Origin of the sequence: Vibrio sp. nBUS_14, from assembly GCF_051201655.1 — a bacterium.
In the GTDB taxonomy this organism is placed as follows: domain Bacteria; phylum Pseudomonadota; class Gammaproteobacteria; order Enterobacterales; family Vibrionaceae; genus Vibrio.
On sequence record NZ_CP179206.1, the window covers coordinates 2,003,294 to 2,018,339 of the forward strand.

At 42.1% G+C, this 15,046-nt stretch carries 17 protein-coding genes and 1 pseudogene; 4 read left to right on the forward strand and 14 right to left on the reverse strand.

All coding sequences use genetic code 11. From position 1 onward, the window contains the following. Nucleotides 1-50: 50 nt before the first annotated feature. Nucleotides 51-2,306, reverse strand: a complete 2,256-nt coding sequence (locus ACMAZD_RS09365) for a peptidase U32 family protein (protein WP_435247027.1) — start codon at nucleotides 2,304-2,306, stop codon at nucleotides 51-53. 104 nt (nucleotides 2,307-2,410) lie between these two features. Between ACMAZD_RS09365 and ACMAZD_RS09370 the strand changes: the two genes are divergently transcribed. Continuing rightward, nucleotides 2,411-3,070 (forward strand): glutathione S-transferase, encoded by a 660-nt coding sequence (locus ACMAZD_RS09370; RefSeq protein WP_435247028.1) that lies wholly within the window; start codon nucleotides 2,411-2,413, stop codon nucleotides 3,068-3,070. A 203-nt stretch (nucleotides 3,071-3,273) separates the two neighbouring features. Here ACMAZD_RS09370 and ACMAZD_RS09375 read toward each other — a convergent pair whose 3' ends face one another. The 6 genes from ACMAZD_RS09375 to ACMAZD_RS09400 form a co-directional block, all read right to left on the reverse strand. Then, nucleotides 3,274-3,723 (reverse strand): GyrI-like domain-containing protein, encoded by a 450-nt coding sequence (locus tag ACMAZD_RS09375; RefSeq protein WP_435247029.1) that lies wholly within the window; start codon nucleotides 3,721-3,723, stop codon nucleotides 3,274-3,276. Between the two features lie 60 nt (nucleotides 3,724-3,783). Beyond that, nucleotides 3,784-4,017, reverse strand: a complete 234-nt coding sequence (locus ACMAZD_RS09380; protein WP_102266822.1) for a hypothetical protein — start codon at nucleotides 4,015-4,017, stop codon at nucleotides 3,784-3,786. 8 nt (nucleotides 4,018-4,025) lie between these two features. Next, nucleotides 4,026-4,277 (reverse strand): Rho-binding antiterminator, encoded by a 252-nt coding sequence (locus ACMAZD_RS09385; RefSeq protein WP_029226055.1) that lies wholly within the window; start codon nucleotides 4,275-4,277, stop codon nucleotides 4,026-4,028. 279 nt (nucleotides 4,278-4,556) lie between these two features. Then, nucleotides 4,557-5,183 carry a type B chloramphenicol O-acetyltransferase gene (gene catB, locus ACMAZD_RS09390; protein ID WP_435247030.1) on the reverse strand — a complete coding sequence of 209 codons (627 nt, stop codon included), beginning with the start codon at nucleotides 5,181-5,183 and terminating at the stop codon, nucleotides 4,557-4,559. Between the two features lie 93 nt (nucleotides 5,184-5,276). Then, nucleotides 5,277-6,008 (reverse strand): glucose 1-dehydrogenase, encoded by a 732-nt coding sequence (locus ACMAZD_RS09395; RefSeq protein WP_435247031.1) that lies wholly within the window; start codon nucleotides 6,006-6,008, stop codon nucleotides 5,277-5,279. A gap of 89 nt (nucleotides 6,009-6,097) precedes the next feature. Continuing rightward, nucleotides 6,098-6,490, reverse strand: a complete 393-nt coding sequence (locus ACMAZD_RS09400) for a nuclear transport factor 2 family protein (RefSeq protein WP_435247032.1) — start codon at nucleotides 6,488-6,490, stop codon at nucleotides 6,098-6,100. Between the two features lie 194 nt (nucleotides 6,491-6,684). Between ACMAZD_RS09400 and ACMAZD_RS09405 the strand changes: the two genes are divergently transcribed. Beyond that, nucleotides 6,685-7,017, forward strand: a complete 333-nt coding sequence (locus tag ACMAZD_RS09405; RefSeq protein ID WP_435247033.1) for a PBPRA1643 family SWIM/SEC-C metal-binding motif protein — start codon at nucleotides 6,685-6,687, stop codon at nucleotides 7,015-7,017. Between the two features lie 83 nt (nucleotides 7,018-7,100). On the opposite strand, the gene ACMAZD_RS09410 is transcribed toward ACMAZD_RS09405, so the two are convergent. From ACMAZD_RS09410 to ACMAZD_RS09435, 6 genes and pseudogenes are all read right to left on the reverse strand, one after another. Then, nucleotides 7,101-7,574 (reverse strand): GNAT family N-acetyltransferase, encoded by a 474-nt coding sequence (locus ACMAZD_RS09410; protein WP_435247034.1) that lies wholly within the window; start codon nucleotides 7,572-7,574, stop codon nucleotides 7,101-7,103. An 86-nt stretch (nucleotides 7,575-7,660) separates the two neighbouring features. Next, nucleotides 7,661-8,242: an HD domain-containing protein gene (locus ACMAZD_RS09415; protein WP_435247035.1), complete on the reverse strand. Its 582-nt coding sequence runs from the start codon at nucleotides 8,240-8,242 to the stop codon at nucleotides 7,661-7,663. A 23-nt stretch (nucleotides 8,243-8,265) separates the two neighbouring features. Then, nucleotides 8,266-8,835 carry a GNAT family N-acetyltransferase gene (locus tag ACMAZD_RS09420; protein WP_435247036.1) on the reverse strand — a complete coding sequence of 190 codons (570 nt, stop codon included), beginning with the start codon at nucleotides 8,833-8,835 and terminating at the stop codon, nucleotides 8,266-8,268. 200 nt (nucleotides 8,836-9,035) lie between these two features. Then, a pseudogene (locus ACMAZD_RS09425) lies at nucleotides 9,036-9,323 on the reverse strand (VOC family protein); the annotation flags it as partial. 104 nt (nucleotides 9,324-9,427) lie between these two features. Beyond that, the gene (locus ACMAZD_RS09430; RefSeq protein ID WP_017107322.1) at nucleotides 9,428-10,432 is read right to left on the reverse strand and encodes a S66 family peptidase; all 1,005 of its coding nucleotides are present in this window, start codon (nucleotides 10,430-10,432) and stop codon (nucleotides 9,428-9,430) included. Between the two features lie 206 nt (nucleotides 10,433-10,638). Then, on the reverse strand, nucleotides 10,639-11,448 hold the full coding sequence (locus tag ACMAZD_RS09435) for a sulfite exporter TauE/SafE family protein (RefSeq protein WP_435247037.1): 810 nt from the start codon (nucleotides 11,446-11,448) through the stop codon (nucleotides 10,639-10,641). Between the two features lie 293 nt (nucleotides 11,449-11,741). Between ACMAZD_RS09435 and ACMAZD_RS09440 the strand changes: the two genes are divergently transcribed. Further along, complete coding sequence (locus ACMAZD_RS09440; RefSeq protein WP_435247038.1) at nucleotides 11,742-12,719, forward strand: DUF1852 domain-containing protein; 978 nt, start codon at nucleotides 11,742-11,744, stop codon at nucleotides 12,717-12,719. Nucleotides 12,720-12,746: 27 nt separating this feature from the next. Next, nucleotides 12,747-13,778 (forward strand): methionine synthase, encoded by a 1,032-nt coding sequence (locus ACMAZD_RS09445; protein ID WP_435247039.1) that lies wholly within the window; start codon nucleotides 12,747-12,749, stop codon nucleotides 13,776-13,778. A 502-nt stretch (nucleotides 13,779-14,280) separates the two neighbouring features. Here ACMAZD_RS09445 and ACMAZD_RS09450 read toward each other — a convergent pair. Next, entirely contained in the window at nucleotides 14,281-14,691 is a 411-nt protein-coding gene (locus tag ACMAZD_RS09450; protein WP_435247040.1) for a PhzF family phenazine biosynthesis protein, read from the reverse strand. Nucleotides 14,692-15,046: the final 355 nt, after the last annotated feature.

The window sequence follows — 15,046 nt, forward strand, 5'->3', positions numbered from 1 at the left end:
GCCCTTGAGACTTATAGACCTGAAGCCTATAAATCTATAAATCTATAAATCTATAAACCTTGTACGTATTGAGCGTTAGTACGAATCTCGACTAGCTGCTCTAGGTTCTGTTGCGAACCATCAACGCCGTCAATCAAACCTTGGAAGTGTTTGATCAGCTCTACTTTGTCTTGTACTTCTTTCGAGCCCGCACCGATGTTGGTTAGGTCGATGAAGAACTCGTCGAACAGACCCGAGAAATCCGTAACAGCGTCATGGTTTAAGAACTGCTCGTGGTTGTAAATGCTTGGGTAGCCACCTTTCTGTTTATCAACCGCGAAAGAGATGCCTTTCACGTTAGTGATCGTGGTCGCTTTCTCACACTTCAACATACAACCTGCTTCAATGCTTGGCTTGTTACAACCGACGGTTCTTTGGAAGAAACACTGACGGCTGGTCATCATCAAGATTGGGTGGTAGATGCTGTAGAACAGTTTGAAGTTCTCTGGACGGCGAATATGACGAATCTGACCTTTATTGATCTCGTTCGAAATGAAAGCACCGGAACAGTTAAGCTCTTCTTGCAGAGTCACCAATGCGTGAGAGTTGGTCGTGTTCATGAACGGACCCGCAACCCACTCTATACCCATTTCGTAAGCTTTGTAGGCAATACCCGTGTTGTTGGTCACGATGCGAGCTGGCTTGATCTCTTTAAGGATACGAACCGCTTCGTCGTAGTCTTTACCGATCAATACCGCTGGGAACCAAGGAATCAAGCGTGGGTTTGCGGCCAAGATATCAATGTACTTGTTGCAACGCTTCTTGAAGCTTTCAGGCAGTTTGAAGTAAACATCTGCGTCAGTTACGTCACAAAGGTGCAAGTCTTCCACATCGGCGATAAGCATCGACATGGTTGGCTTGTCGTTCACTTTAGGGTGTTGTGGTAGTGCAGGCACGTCAACGTGCTTAATCACTTCTACAGAACCATTAAGAACGAAATCGATTTCATCTTTAAGATTAGACACTTCTTTCAAAGGAATAATCAGGCCAGCATCAAGGTTATCGTAGTTGTAGCTCTCTAATGTATGAACCGCACTCTTAACAGCTTTAAAACGCTTCTCAAGTAACTCTTGATCGATCGCCTTCTCACCTGACGCTATCAGTAGCGATTTAGATTGAACCGTAAAGTTCTCTTTTGATGTGTTCACTGTCACCGTGAACGGTTGACCCAGTTTTGCGCTAAACGACAATGCTACCGCTGTTTTACGGATATCAAGGAACTCGATCTTGTCGCGCATTTCGCTACCCAGTGCATTTTTAGCTTCATAAAGATCGCTGGTCACTTCTTGAATTTGTACCACTGATATTTCATTGTTCTCTTTCGTCGCTTTATCAACGGCGTAGTTCATGCTGTTGTCACGAGGATTATCAATGAACATGTCTTTCGTTAGGTTACCCTTAAGGAAAGAGTTGGTGAAATCACGGTTGAATACTTTGTGCAGGTTTGAATCGTCTTCGATCAACAAACCACTTTCCACAAAGCTATCAATCTGTTTGCGCCACGTGTCTACCACTGTGTAAACGTAGTGTGCGCCTTTAATACGGCCTTCTACTTTCAACGAGTCAACTTTTGCGTCAACCAGTTCAGGTAGGTCGTAGTAAGCGGAGTTATCTTTCAAGTTCAGTGGGAACTTGTTACCCGCGTTGGTCACTTCGTATTCATCACGACACGCTTGGCTACAACGGCCACGGTTACCTGAGTTACCAACACTTACAGAGCTTGAGTAACATTGACCAGAGAACGCGATACACAAAGCACCGTGTACGAACACTTCAGTCAGTACATCGTGATCGTGTGCCACTTCCGTCAGCATCTTAATTTCAGGCAGGTTTAGTTCGCGAGACAAGTTAACGCGTGTTGCGCCAATCTTAGATAAGAACTTAACTTGACCTTCATTGTGCGTAGTCAGCTGAGTCGATGCGTGAACATCTAATGATGGGAAATGCTTTTTCACCAAATCGAACAAACCAAGGTCTTGAACGATGATGCCGTCTAATTTGGTGTTCACTAATTGGTTTAGCAGTTTAGTGATGCTCTTAATTTCATGCTCCAGCAGCACAACGTTAAGAGTCAGAAACACTTCACAGCCATATTCATGAGCAAGGCGAATAACACCATTCAACTCATCTAACGACAGGTTAGAGGCTCTGTTACGAGCGTTGAAAGTGTCTAAACCGCAATAAACCGCATTAGCACCTGCTACGATGGCTGCTTTAATTGCCTCAACATCGCCACCTGGGGCTAATAACTCAATCTTTCTGCTCATTTTTGAAGTCGCTCACTTACTTATAATTTTTAAGCCGCGTATTCTACCTACATCATGATCTCTTTACCACCTAACAACACTTTTCAAACTAAATGACCTCAATAATGCTAAACGAATTCGATTTACCTATCCTTTATTCTTTAAGACGCTGTCCTTACGCTATGCGCGGAAGAATGGGGATCGCCTTATCTCAGCAAAAAGTGTTACTACGAGAAATTGTCACCAAAGATAAGCCTAGCGAACTATTAGCCAGTTCGCCAAAAGGCACGGTACCAGTGCTTGTCTTGCCACAAGGCACGATTATAGAACAAAGCATTGAGGTGATGATTTGGGCACTGGAACAGAACGATCCTCAAGATCTTCTGCGTTCAAGTAACCCAACACTTAATCAACAAGTCCACCAGCTCATTAAAGTTAACGATGATGAGTTTATTGGTCACTTAGAGAAATACCGTGCATCTGTTCGTTACCGAAACATCGATAGTGAACAGCACAGACACAATTGCGAAGAATTTATCGCTGAGCTGGAAAGTAAACTCAGCCATCATGATTACTTTTTTGGCGACACCCCTAGCCTCGCCGACTTTGCCGTAATGCCTTTTGTTAGCCAGTTTGTAAGAGTCGAGAAGAAGTGGTTTGTGCAATCTGAATATCAGAACGTTGGACGTTGGTTAAGAACGCATCTCGACAGTAAGCTCTACACCCAAGTCATGAAACAATACCCTTTGTGGAATGAAACTAAACAAGATTGTCTTTTTGGGTAACCTAGGGACATTTGAGATGACTTAAGGGGATTCAGGAACCGATAAATCGTGGGTATTAAAGCAATTACGTGACACTGTATCTTCTCTGTAATTAACAGATATTCAAAGGCTTAACTGGGTTTCCACTGTCTATTAGCTGGAACCCACACTCTATTAACTGGATACTACAGTCTAAGTTAAGCCTTTTGTTCATTTCAAACTGATCACTTAATCGCTATCGAGATCTCGACTTCAGTTTCACCTTTGTAGAATTCAAAATCTGTCGTGTAGGTTCGAACATGTGAGCAATCCGCTGCGTTGAAGTACGCCCACACCTCTCCCCATAAATCGATGACCGCTTGAGGAAGTTCACCTTCAGCAGAAAACGTTAAGTATTTGCCTGCTTGTATTTCGGTTTCTACAAGCGCGTCTAAATCGTTATCGTTGAGTGTATTAGCACAAGCGATGACATCAAATTCACCCGTAAAGTCTGACTCGTAGTTGGTGTAAAGGCCGTATACCTTTGAGTCAGGGGTCAGCTTAGGAAAAGCTTGATCGAAAAAGCCTTGCCACAATTGCCCAATTTGCGCCTTAGCCGGATCAACCTCATCGGTATTGTTGGTTCTTACCGAGAGACCATATGCTTTTACCGCTTCTAATATTTGTTCTTTCACTCTTCTATTTCCTAAGCTATTTTCTTAAACCATAAGGTTCAGTGCGCGTTGAATCGGATTCTAGTCTTGAATCTCTTTGTGTCCGCACTTTTCACATACAACATGACGAGAAAACTCATCCATAGAGGCGATAAAAGGCCCAAGAAACCACCCTTTAATTACGCCTGCGATAAATTCATGTCGCTTTTGGTTTGGCTTGCCTGCAAATGCACTTTCCTTTCTAACCAAAACAACAACGTGTTGCGTGCGTTCACGACAAGATGTGCAGTAGCCTTGTTCTATTGAATTATTCATATGTCACCCTATGACGTTTTGAAAGATATTTGCTTAAAATGAGGGTTGTCGACACACACTTCTAATTCGATAATTCTGGCCAATACAACAAGTTGTTCTCGACCTTCAATACTTATCTTGATGCACTCTTCTCGTTCTTGGTTACGTTGAGTATCTAAAGCAACACCATCGACGTGTTCACCAGAGCGCAAAGTGAGCTTAACTGGATACTTGTACATACACACAATTTCAATATAATCATAATCACTGCAACTAATCATAACACCTCCCATTCATCCATCACGATAATGTGGAATGTTGTACTATGCAAATTATTTTATAATCAATCACTTACTCAGTCACATTCATCATATTTAGTTAGTAGTCGGGGCAATATAGAACGCTTTGATACAAGCTCTACTCGTTATCTACGTACAAAGGCATTATGGTGGCCAACATCAGAAATAATTGCCAGGTTCAGTGAAAAAGATACCGTACTCTGCTTTCAAGTCGGAGACGGTATCTGTCTAAATCACGATTCAATGTACGATCAGCAAGTATTAGTCGAAGGTTTTCCAATACTGGTACAAGCGATCGATATCTGAAGAGCCCATCAACGACATCGCGCCTCTGATCTGTTCTTCGCTCCATTCCCACCACTTCATTTCTAATAGCTGAGCAATCTCAGTGTCATCGAATCGATAACGGATATGGCGTGCAGGGTTAGAACCGACAATCGAGTATGGCGCGACATCTTTGGTCACCACCGCTCGACTTGCGATGATTGCTCCGTCGCCAACCTTAACACCACTCATGATCATAGCTTCAGTGCCAATCCACACATCATTACCAATCACAGTATCGCCAGAGCGTTCAAAGCCGTCGATTGCACCTTCAAACTTTTCGTCATCTTGGTAGAAAAACGGGAAAGTGCTCACCCACTGACTTTGATGTCCTTGATTGCCCGCCATCATGAAGACTGCACCAGAACCAATCGAGCAGTAGCTGCCGATGATCAACTTGTCGATGTCTGTTCTATCAGACAACAGATAACGCGCACAATCATCAAAGCTGTGATTGTGGTAATAGCCCGAATAGTAGCTGTGCTCGCCCACAATGATGTTTGGATTGGTCACTTGTTCTTTGAGTGACTTTCCGACAAACGGGCTCTCAAAATAGTTTTTCATGTTTGTACTCTTAGTTTCGTTCTTTTAGTTAGGTACTTTTATTGCGTGTTTATGGTTTTAACAGGTTTATCTTAGTGTAAATGCCAACGTGCCCTATCGACCGCCCGCAATATCAATAAACGAACCGGTGACATACGAAGCTTCATCTGATAATAACCATGCAATAGAATTAGCCACCTCTTCTGGTGTACCACCTCGTTGTAATGGTAGCTGCGAAGCGAGTCTGTCTACGCGATCAGGTTCTCCGCCGTCTGCGTGCATCTCAGTGTAAATGCACCCTGGCCTTACGCCATTCACTCGGATATTACGTGCAGCCAATTCAAGAGATAATCCCTTAGTAAGTGAATCCATCGCGCCTTTAGACGCCGCGTAATCCACATACTCAAATGGAGCGCCTGTACGAGAAGCCGCAGACGATACATTCACAATCGAACCAGAACCGTCCGCTTGTTTGATAAAAGCTTTACTGCACAGAAAACAGCTTGATACATTAGATTTCATCACCTTTTCAAAGCGATCTAATTCAATATCAACTAATGGTGACTGGGTAAACAAGATCCCGGCATTATTGACCAAGTGAGTCACTGGACCTAGCTTATTACAAGCAATCTCAAATAAAGATTTCACGTCCGACTCTACCGACACATCCGCACGCACACAGATAGCGGTTCCGCCCAATTCGCGAATCTCTTTCACCAACTCATCGGCTCTTGATTCGTTGTGTATGAAATTGACACACACGGCATAGCCTTGTTTTGCTAATAATTTCGACGTTGCTGCGCCAATACCTCGGCTTCCACCGGTAACGATTACGACCTTATTCATGAAATCTCCTAACTTACTGACTTTTATTTATCTCATTGTTGTTATGCACATACTCTAAGGTGAGCTTCGTGTTCTTGCATTTGGCCTGATTACTTGAGTGACTCAGGGCTCGCTATCTGAACCCATTTTGCACGCCACTCTTGTGCAGCAAAGTCATCTGGCCAAAACTCAGTTTGCTTTTGAATCAAACCATCAACCACCGTGTGAAAGGTAATCACTCGGTCTTTCAACACACTGTCAGTAACCGAAACGTCCGTTACTACCGTATCACCCTCACAGACAATCGAATTGAGCGTGAACTCCCAAAGACCATTCGCTGGGTATTCTGAGTTGATCGCGGTGAAGTTTTCTCGCCCAACCGTTAGCTCGGATGACTGTGGCCAATAACCTTGAAAGTCTTCAGCTAACCATTCGCTCGCTTGCGCAAAATCGTTGGTACGCATTGCATCCCAAAAGCCTAATACTACGTCTTTCGATGTCATCTTTTTATCCCTAAATCATTACGTTTAAGCCAACAACCAAACAAGTTCCTGGCGACTCAATCATTGTTTGGTAAAAACCCAATAGCCTTTGCTCACATCACTGCTTTATCAATTGGAATATATGCGTATAATCCCCGCTCCATTGCGCTATCTCCGTTAAAAATAGCGCCATTCACATTTTTAATGAGTACCCAATGTCGAAACTATTTTTTAAAGGCCGTATCGAAACAAGACAGAACCACGTTCTTGCTGGCTACAATGTAAACCGCGATGTTAAAGCGGGTACTGAAGAGTCACCAGTTAACGTAATGGTTCAAACTGAAGCTCGCAAAACTGAAGTTGAAGCAATTGCAGCTGAGCATTCAATCTTCGTGACTGTATCTGTGGATGCAGAGCAAGAAGAAAACACACTCGAGTTCGACACATTGCTAAACAAACCAAAAACAATGACGTTTGAAAAAACGCCTAACCGTAACGACCCATGCTCCTGCGGTAGTGGTAAGAAATACAAGAAGTGCTGCGCATAAGCACTTCTAAGTCTCAATCAGTAACCGCGTACGATTGAGACAATCGAGATAAAAACGGGCAGGTCACTACGATCTGCCCGTTTTTATGTCCTGATTTGCCCTTTCATTATGTGCTGCGGACCTGCTTCACCACCTAAGTACTTTTCATTGGTATCCACGAATCCACCGTTTTTGTAACAACTGACTGCCCCTGGGTTCTTGCAATTAACGGTTAGATAAATTGAATCGTATTCGGCGTAGTTAGATTTCAAATAAGGAAATAACGCCTTCACAGTGCCTGTCCCTATGCCTTTACCCTGCTGGTTTTTGTCGACAGCGAATGCTCTTAATCCCAAACCACGTTCAGAACAAAAATCATACCCAGCGGCATACGCGGTATCTAACTTAAAAAAACCAACAACATCGTCATTGTATTTGATTATGTGCAAATGAATCGTTTCACTGCCACTCAATAAAAACGCCTCTGCGGTTCCTGCGAACTTGATCTGGTGATCGGCTAATTGAATTTTTTTGACTCTCTCAACATCCAACGGATTGAGTTGTTCAACGGTTATCATAAATGCTCCATACTTACTGGTTACTGGTTAGATCGTATTTTGACTTATTGTCTAAGAGAAGCCGGATTAATACTGTGGCTCAAGCGCTATTTCAGAAAACCTTTCTTTACGGCATCTTCTAGCTGAACTTCAAGTGCATTCCACAACGTGTTACTGCCCTTGGATATGCGTTCACCATTAAAATTAAGCACTTTGTCTTTAGAGATATTGTGCTTCTTCCAACTATGACCGCCACCGTGGATGTTATGTAATAAGGGAGGCACCCTATCAATTGCTTTAGCAAACTCCGACTCTGGAGACTTGCCTTCTTCAAACTCTAACCACAACTGTAAATACTCATCACGAAGATCATTGGGTAACGATTGGAATAAGCGCTCGACACAATGACGTTCTTTTAACTTATTTTCTTCCGTTTCGCTGGCGTAAATAATCGTGTCTCCGGCGTCAATCTCTCCTAGGTCATGAATCAGGAGCATTTTAACGACACGCATAATATCAACCGCCTCGTTCGCGTAGTCTTTCAACATCAAGGCACTTAAACACACATGCCAACTATGCTCCGCTGAATTTTCGTAGCGATCCAGCCCTACTGGTTTCGTTTGACGGTGAACTGATTTTAGTTTTTCAATTTCAACCATAAACTGAAGGACATTGTTGATTTCTTCCATGAAGCATCCTCCTAAATCGATTATTAGTTAGATGACTTTAAGCATGATTTTTGAATATTTTTAGTGCACAACGTCATTGTCATTTCAGAGATCGATTGACCATCGATACGATAGCAATCGGACATTTCACCTATTATTGAAAAGCCGCATTTTAAATATAAATTTTTCGCAGGGAGGTTATCTGAAAGCACGTTGAGGTCGAGCCAATCAATGCCTTGAGTATCTCGACAAAACTGAACAACCGATTCAATTAACTTACCCCCTAATCCCTGCTTTCTGACGCTATGATCAACGCCCATACCTAAGCAAACACGGTGAAAACCATAGTCCCCACCATTGTGGCGTAAATCAATGTGGCCAAATACATGACCAAACGAGTCTTTAACGACCCACAGCTTTCGCCAGCCTGACTCACCGGTTGAAACGTCAAAGCCGTTTCTAAACTTAGCTTTGAGAGAATCTGAAACACAACAGTCGTGTTTAGCAATAGGTTGGAAAAGTGGAGAGTCGTCGCCAGCATTGTCTAAAAGCTGCACGTCTAAATACTGATAGAAGTTTTCTAGATCTGATATTTCTGCTTGTACTATTTCCACTTATCTTCCTTGTTTTTATATGAGTACCGCATCAAACAATAGAGCCTATTAGAGGCCAAACATTGCCACCGCTAAGTGCCATGGCTTAAGTGTCATATTATACGTATTTCTAGAAGTATTTATCTAGTGGCTTATGGCGTAATTTATAAGGCGTATGTAAAGAACGCCCTATAAATTGACTTATAACCGACTTGTCGTGTTTATCTCTTTGCCATCGGATGGTCAGGGTTTAACTGAAGTAAATCCCAAAGGTTTCCATATAAATCTTCGAATACAGCAACCGTACCGTAGTCTTGTTCTTGTGGATCTCGGACAAAGTTAATCCCTATTGATTTCATATGCTTGTAATCACGCCAGAAATCATCGGTATTCAAGAAAATAAATACGCGTCCACCCGCTTGATTACCAATAAAATCATGCTGTTCTGGCTTAGACGCCTTTGCAAGCAATAAGGTAACACCACGAGAATTCGGCGGAGCAACCACAACCCTAAGCTATTCTCTTTCAAGAAATTTGGCCATTTTATTAAAGCCTTTCACCTTATCAACCACTATAAATACCAAGCATTGAGAATCACTATTGAGCATTTATATTATGTTTCTGAAAGCCACCGTTCTTTAATCTCAAAAGTGTCATTATCAAAGTCGATTGAGCACCTCACTCCTAAAGGAGTTACAAGCATTGGATGGGTATGGCAACTATCAAATTCGCAGAATATCGGGATTGGCTTGCCATTTAAAACTTCGAGTAGAACGTCAAGTGGTGCTCGTCCTGTTCCTTTGTCATCGAATAACTCGTGCTTACCTAGAATAATGGCGCCGACTTTATCAAAAACACCACAGGCTAGAAGGTGTGAGAATGAACGTTCTACGCTTTCAATGCCCTTTAAGGAATCCTCGATAAGTAAGATGTCACCGGCCTGAAGATCCGGCATATACTTACTTCCCCAAATCCCAGCCATCGTATTTAAGTTCCCCCCAATAAGACGACCACAAACCTTACCTCCTCCCAAGAATTGCCAGTCATTCGGATAAACAGGTTTTGCTGTATCTTGTGTTTCCCAATCATGTTTCACATCTGTCCATTCAAAGGGCATAGAGTATTGATATTGCTCGGAGTCAGAACACAAAATATCAATAAATGAACGGAATGTTTCATCGACCAATGGCGGAAGTTCACCGAAAGAAGCAACCAACGCCGGTCCATAGAATGTGATTAACCCTGTCTTTGCATAAATACCAAGCAGCAATGCGGTCACGTCTGAATAACCAACAATGATCTTAGGGTCGTTTTTCAACGCCTCGTAATCAATATAGGGCAACAGTGAATTGCTGTTGGTGCCACCTATTGTAGACATGATACATCGGACACTTGGATCACGAATGAGCTGATTCAACTCTTCAGCTCGATCTTGAATCGAACCAGAGCGATACTTGTCCGACTGCCCTGTGAGTGAGCCTTCAACTAAAACGAAACCATGCGATTCCAGGTAAGATTTAGCACGATTAAATCGATTCGGAGCGAATACTGTGGCAGGAGAAGATGGCGAGAAGAAACCAATTTTGTCACCTGCTTTTAAAGCCTTTGGATATAACACACTTTCAATACTCCATTACCAACACAATTTCATTCAAATCTAACCAGAAAGACGGAAAAATAAAAACTATTCGAACGTATTTTGTGATATCACAGGGTGAACTTGTATCACCCTATAGGCTTAACACCTTCTCGGAATTGTTCGTTTATTGATTTTTAACGCACATTGATAGTTTACGACCATTAGTTTTTAACGACCACTCATTCTTAACGAATAATCATATTGGCAGCCATGACTAACAGTAATACAGCGAAGATTTTTTTGATCGTTGGAACGGGTAAGTAATTGGTCGCTTTTGCCCCTAAAGGTGCAGTGAACCATGAAGTACAAACAATACCCAACAACGCAGGTAGATAGACAAACCCAGCAAAGCCTTCTTCTAAAGCAAAGTGAGCCGTACCTGAGCTTATGTAACCTATTGAACCAAACAACGCGATGACAATACCGCAGGCAGACGCACAACCTATGGCCTTTTTCATGTCGAGTGAAAAGAACGTCAGTAAAGGCACCAATAACGCGCCACCACCAATGCCAATCATGGCTGATAATCCACCAGTGATCGTCGTAAAAAAGGTTAGCAATGCTTTATTGGGTAGCTTACGCTCTTTAGAAGCCTCGCTTTTACTGCTTAGGAACATCTTAATTGCGATAAGCACTACACTGACGGTAAAGACCAAACGCACCACTTGTTCTGGCAATAGTGCCGCCATAAAACCACTAACCAGTGCGCCAAGCGCAACACCTGTCATTATCCATGGTGCAAGATTCCATGGCACGTTAGCATTTTTATGATGGGCGATTGCAGACGATGTTGATGTGAATAATATCGATGCTAATGACGTCGCAATTGCAACGATCACGACTTGATCTGTTGGTAAAGATCCGAAGTGCAGTAAAATACTACTGAGTACCGGGACAATAATAAGTCCCCCGCCGATCCCTAATAACCCAGCCAAGAAACCTACACCACTGCCAAGTATCGCGCAGTATAAAATCAACAACAGCCATTCACTCATTCCGCTTATTTCCTTATATATTTAGGGGCTAATTTATGACATAAATTCAGTTACGCTCGCATTCATCCAGTTAATATAACTGACAGTCGCTTTATTTTTCAAACGAATACATCATGAATAATCCTCATGTTGAATGTGAAAGAAAACCATTATTAACCATCCAATGAAGCACGTATAAATAATCCCATAGCAAAAACATTATTGAATTTAATTCTTAAATCAGCTCACGGCCTCAAATCTAAATATGTGCAAATCGTTGACTAAGAAATCAAAATATTGGGATACCAAACACTATGAATAAAGACTTTAACTTTACAATTAAAAGCATTTGTCTCGATGAAAATTATCGCCCTTCAGACAGTACTCGTATCACAACCAATTTTGCTAACTTAGCAAGAGGTGATAGCCGCCAAGAGAATCTGCGTAACGCATTAAACATGATTGATAACAGTTTCAACGCTTTAGCACATTGGGATAACCCAAACGGTGATCGTTACTCTGTTGAGCTTGAAATCATTTCGGTTGATATGGAGATTGAAGGCAGTGACCAAGCCTTTCCTTCAATCGAAATATTGAAAACGAATATCGTTGACCACACCACCAATAAACGTATTGAAGGCATTGTTGGAAACAACTTTTCCTCTTATGTTCGAGATTATGATTTTAGTGTATTACTACTGGATCATAATAAAGGCCAACCGAAATTTACTATCCCAGATAATTTTGGTGACCTACACGGAAAACTCTTTAAATACTTTGTTAACTCGGATGTTTATAAGCAGAACTTTAATAAACAGCCAGTGATATGCCTGAGTGTTTCAGACAATAAAACCTATCAAAGAACTGAAAATCAACACCCAATTTTAGGTGTTGAATATCAGCCAAACGAGCCTTCTCTCACTGAGCAATATTTCAAGAAGATGGGATTACAAGTTCGCTACTTTATGCCGCCAAATAGCGCAGCACCTTTAGCTTTCTATTTCTTTGGCGACTTACTCAATGATTACACCAATTTTGAATTGATCAGCACCATCAGCACGATGGGAACTTTTCAAAAGATTTACCGCCCAGAGATTTATAATGCGAACGCCGTTGCCGGTAAATGCTACCAGCCAAACCTGAAGAGCTTAGATCATTCGTTGACTCAAATTGTTTATGACCGAGAAGAGCGCAACCAGTTAGCTATTGAACAGGGCAAATTCGCTGAAGAACACTTCATTAAGCCGCACCAAGCGACACTTGAGAATTGGTCTGCGAACTACGCATTGTAATTAACCCAGAATATAGCGGCACTTATTATGAAAATACTATTACCGACTTCAACAGCAGGCAGCTTACCTAAGCCCTCTTGGTTAGCTCAACCTGAAACACTTTGGTCACCTTGGAAATTGGAAGGTGAAGAACTGATTGCGGGTAAACACGATGCGTTGCGTATCTCGTTGCAAGAACAGCAACAAGCCGGAATCAATATTGTTAGTGATGGCGAGCAGACACGCCAACACTTCGTCACAACGTTTATTGAGCACCTTAACGGCGTTGATTTTGAGAAGCGCAAGACCGTTAAGATTCGTAATCGCTATGACGCGAGTGTTCCTACAGTTGTAGGCCCTGTTTCTCGCCAAACGCCTGTTTTTGTCGAAGATGCGAAGTTCTTACGTCAACAAACTGATCAGCCAATTAAATGGGCATTGCCTGGTCCTATGACCATGATCGACACACTTCACGATGATCACTATGAGAGTCGCGAACAATTGGCTTGGGAGTTTGCCAAAATTCTCAACCAAGAAGCTAAAGACTTAGAAGCGGCTGGCGTTGATATTATCCAATTTGATGAGCCTTCATTTAACGTGTTCTTTGATGAAGTGAATGATTGGGGAATCGCGTGTTTAGAAAGAGCCATTGAAGGCCTTAAATGCGAAACTGCCGTTCATATTTGCTATGGCTACGGCATCAAGGCCAATACAGATTGGAAAAAGACGTTAGGAACGGAGTGGAGACAATACGAAGAAGTATTTCCGAAGCTGCAAAAATCTAACATCGATATTATCTCATTAGAATGTCACAACTCTCGTGTACCTATTGAACTATTGGAACTGGTTCGCGGCAAAAAAGTCATGGTCGGTGCTATTGACGTAGCAACCAACGATATCGAAACACCAGAAGAAGTTGCAGATACTCTTCGAAAAGCTCTAGAGTTTGTAGATGCCGAACATCTGTACCCATGCACTAACTGCGGAATGGCTCCCCTGCCACGCTCTATCGCAACGGCCAAGCTTAATGCATTACATGCAGGTGCAGAGATCATCAGAAAAGAACTCGCCGATAGATAGAACACTCATCGGAAGCTTTATCGGGATATGAAGCATCAAACTATTTAACTAAGAGCGCACCTCAGAAATCGGTATGCTTTTTTATGCACCTAACTATTTTTGACTTTGGTTAACTCTTGATGAGGCTGAGGGGTTCTAAGGACAGCCTAACCTTTCAACTGGTTGGTGCTTGTGATTGTGATTGTGATTGTGATTGTAGTATGCGATACATTATCTGTATTTCTTCATTGAATTTTGGACAATGGGTTTTGTCCGAGTGTATGAAAAGTGTAATACCCAATAAATAAGAATGAACAGCCCGATATCAATGACAAAGAGCCTTACGTCGAATGGGTCAGAAAAGATATTGTAGCTATACCCTAACTGACTCATGGCATATCGGCTTAATAAGATAGTGACTAAAATAATGATGAAGTTCATGAATATCCTTATAATTCAAAAATCCGTTCGTTTATAAACACTCGAGACGAACAACCTATTACTCAGGCGTTTTTCAATATTCCTACATAGCGATGTCTTGAGGCCCAATTGGGTGAGCGAAGCCACCGGCACTCACCTTGATAATCTCCATACCTTCTATATTGTCCAATTCAACGGCTGCCGTAATTTGTGAAACACAACCCATTGCCCTACCTTGCTCGAAAGTAAAACTATCTCCATGAGTGCCATTTAAGTGCTTGGCTAAGTAGCAAGCCAACGCACCACTGGCGCTCCCGGTTGCTGATTCCTCAGTGATCCCAAATAAAGGTGCGAAATTTCTGCAACTTGCAGTTAATTCGGTGTGTTTATCACACAGTTCAAAAGCATGCAGGCCAATGACATCATGTAACTTACAGAATTCACTTATAGAGTTTTCATCTACTTGAATCTTGTCGAGATAGCCATTGGGGACGGGAACAATAATATCTGGCAACCCAGTAACGTGAAATCTACAGACCTGATTAACACGAACTCATGAATAGTGATCGATGAGTTCAGACTCACTATAGATACTAACTTTTAGAAGAAAAGCTGACTTTCTGAGGTGTTTTTCGGTCTTTTTTTGCAGATAACCACAGTGTTGGCCAATTTATCATGCCACCCCTGTTTACGCTTATCCCAAGCAACCCAAAATATTCCAAGACCAAATTAACAAAGAGCGACTACAAATAAAACGTTTTATACGCCAGTTATTGGTGCAAGCCGAGCACTAACAAGCACCAATAGCAGATTATCTTAGTTCCTCTTCCTTGAGTGATTTTGATGAAAATGAAAAAAGCTTCTATGAG

What these genes read in the sequence shown, in the direction of transcription:
- ACMAZD_RS09440 (WP_435247038.1), top strand. Translation starts at nt 11,742, where the DNA reads ATGAATAAAGACTTTAACTTTACAATTAAAAGCATTTGTCTCGATGAA.
- ACMAZD_RS09405 (WP_435247033.1), top strand. Translation starts at nt 6,685, where the DNA reads ATGTCGAAACTATTTTTTAAAGGCCGTATCGAAACAAGACAGAACCAC.
- ACMAZD_RS09445 (WP_435247039.1), top strand. Translation starts at nt 12,747, where the DNA reads ATGAAAATACTATTACCGACTTCAACAGCAGGCAGCTTACCTAAGCCC.
- ACMAZD_RS09365 (WP_435247027.1), bottom strand. Translation starts at nt 2,306, where the DNA reads ATGAGCAGAAAGATTGAGTTATTAGCCCCAGGTGGCGATGTTGAGGCA.
- ACMAZD_RS09400 (WP_435247032.1), bottom strand. Translation starts at nt 6,490, where the DNA reads ATGACATCGAAAGACGTAGTATTAGGCTTTTGGGATGCAATGCGTACC.
- ACMAZD_RS09385 (WP_029226055.1), bottom strand. Translation starts at nt 4,277, where the DNA reads ATGATTAGTTGCAGTGATTATGATTATATTGAAATTGTGTGTATGTAC.
- ACMAZD_RS09435 (WP_435247037.1), bottom strand. Translation starts at nt 11,448, where the DNA reads ATGAGTGAATGGCTGTTGTTGATTTTATACTGCGCGATACTTGGCAGT.
- ACMAZD_RS09410 (WP_435247034.1), bottom strand. Translation starts at nt 7,574, where the DNA reads ATGATAACCGTTGAACAACTCAATCCGTTGGATGTTGAGAGAGTCAAA.
- catB (WP_435247030.1), bottom strand. Translation starts at nt 5,183, where the DNA reads ATGAAAAACTATTTTGAGAGCCCGTTTGTCGGAAAGTCACTCAAAGAA.
- ACMAZD_RS09380 (WP_102266822.1), bottom strand. Translation starts at nt 4,017, where the DNA reads ATGAATAATTCAATAGAACAAGGCTACTGCACATCTTGTCGTGAACGC.
- ACMAZD_RS09395 (WP_435247031.1), bottom strand. Translation starts at nt 6,008, where the DNA reads ATGAATAAGGTCGTAATCGTTACCGGTGGAAGCCGAGGTATTGGCGCA.
- ACMAZD_RS09415 (WP_435247035.1), bottom strand. Translation starts at nt 8,242, where the DNA reads ATGGAAGAAATCAACAATGTCCTTCAGTTTATGGTTGAAATTGAAAAA.
- ACMAZD_RS09370 (WP_435247028.1), top strand. Translation starts at nt 2,411, where the DNA reads ATGCTAAACGAATTCGATTTACCTATCCTTTATTCTTTAAGACGCTGT.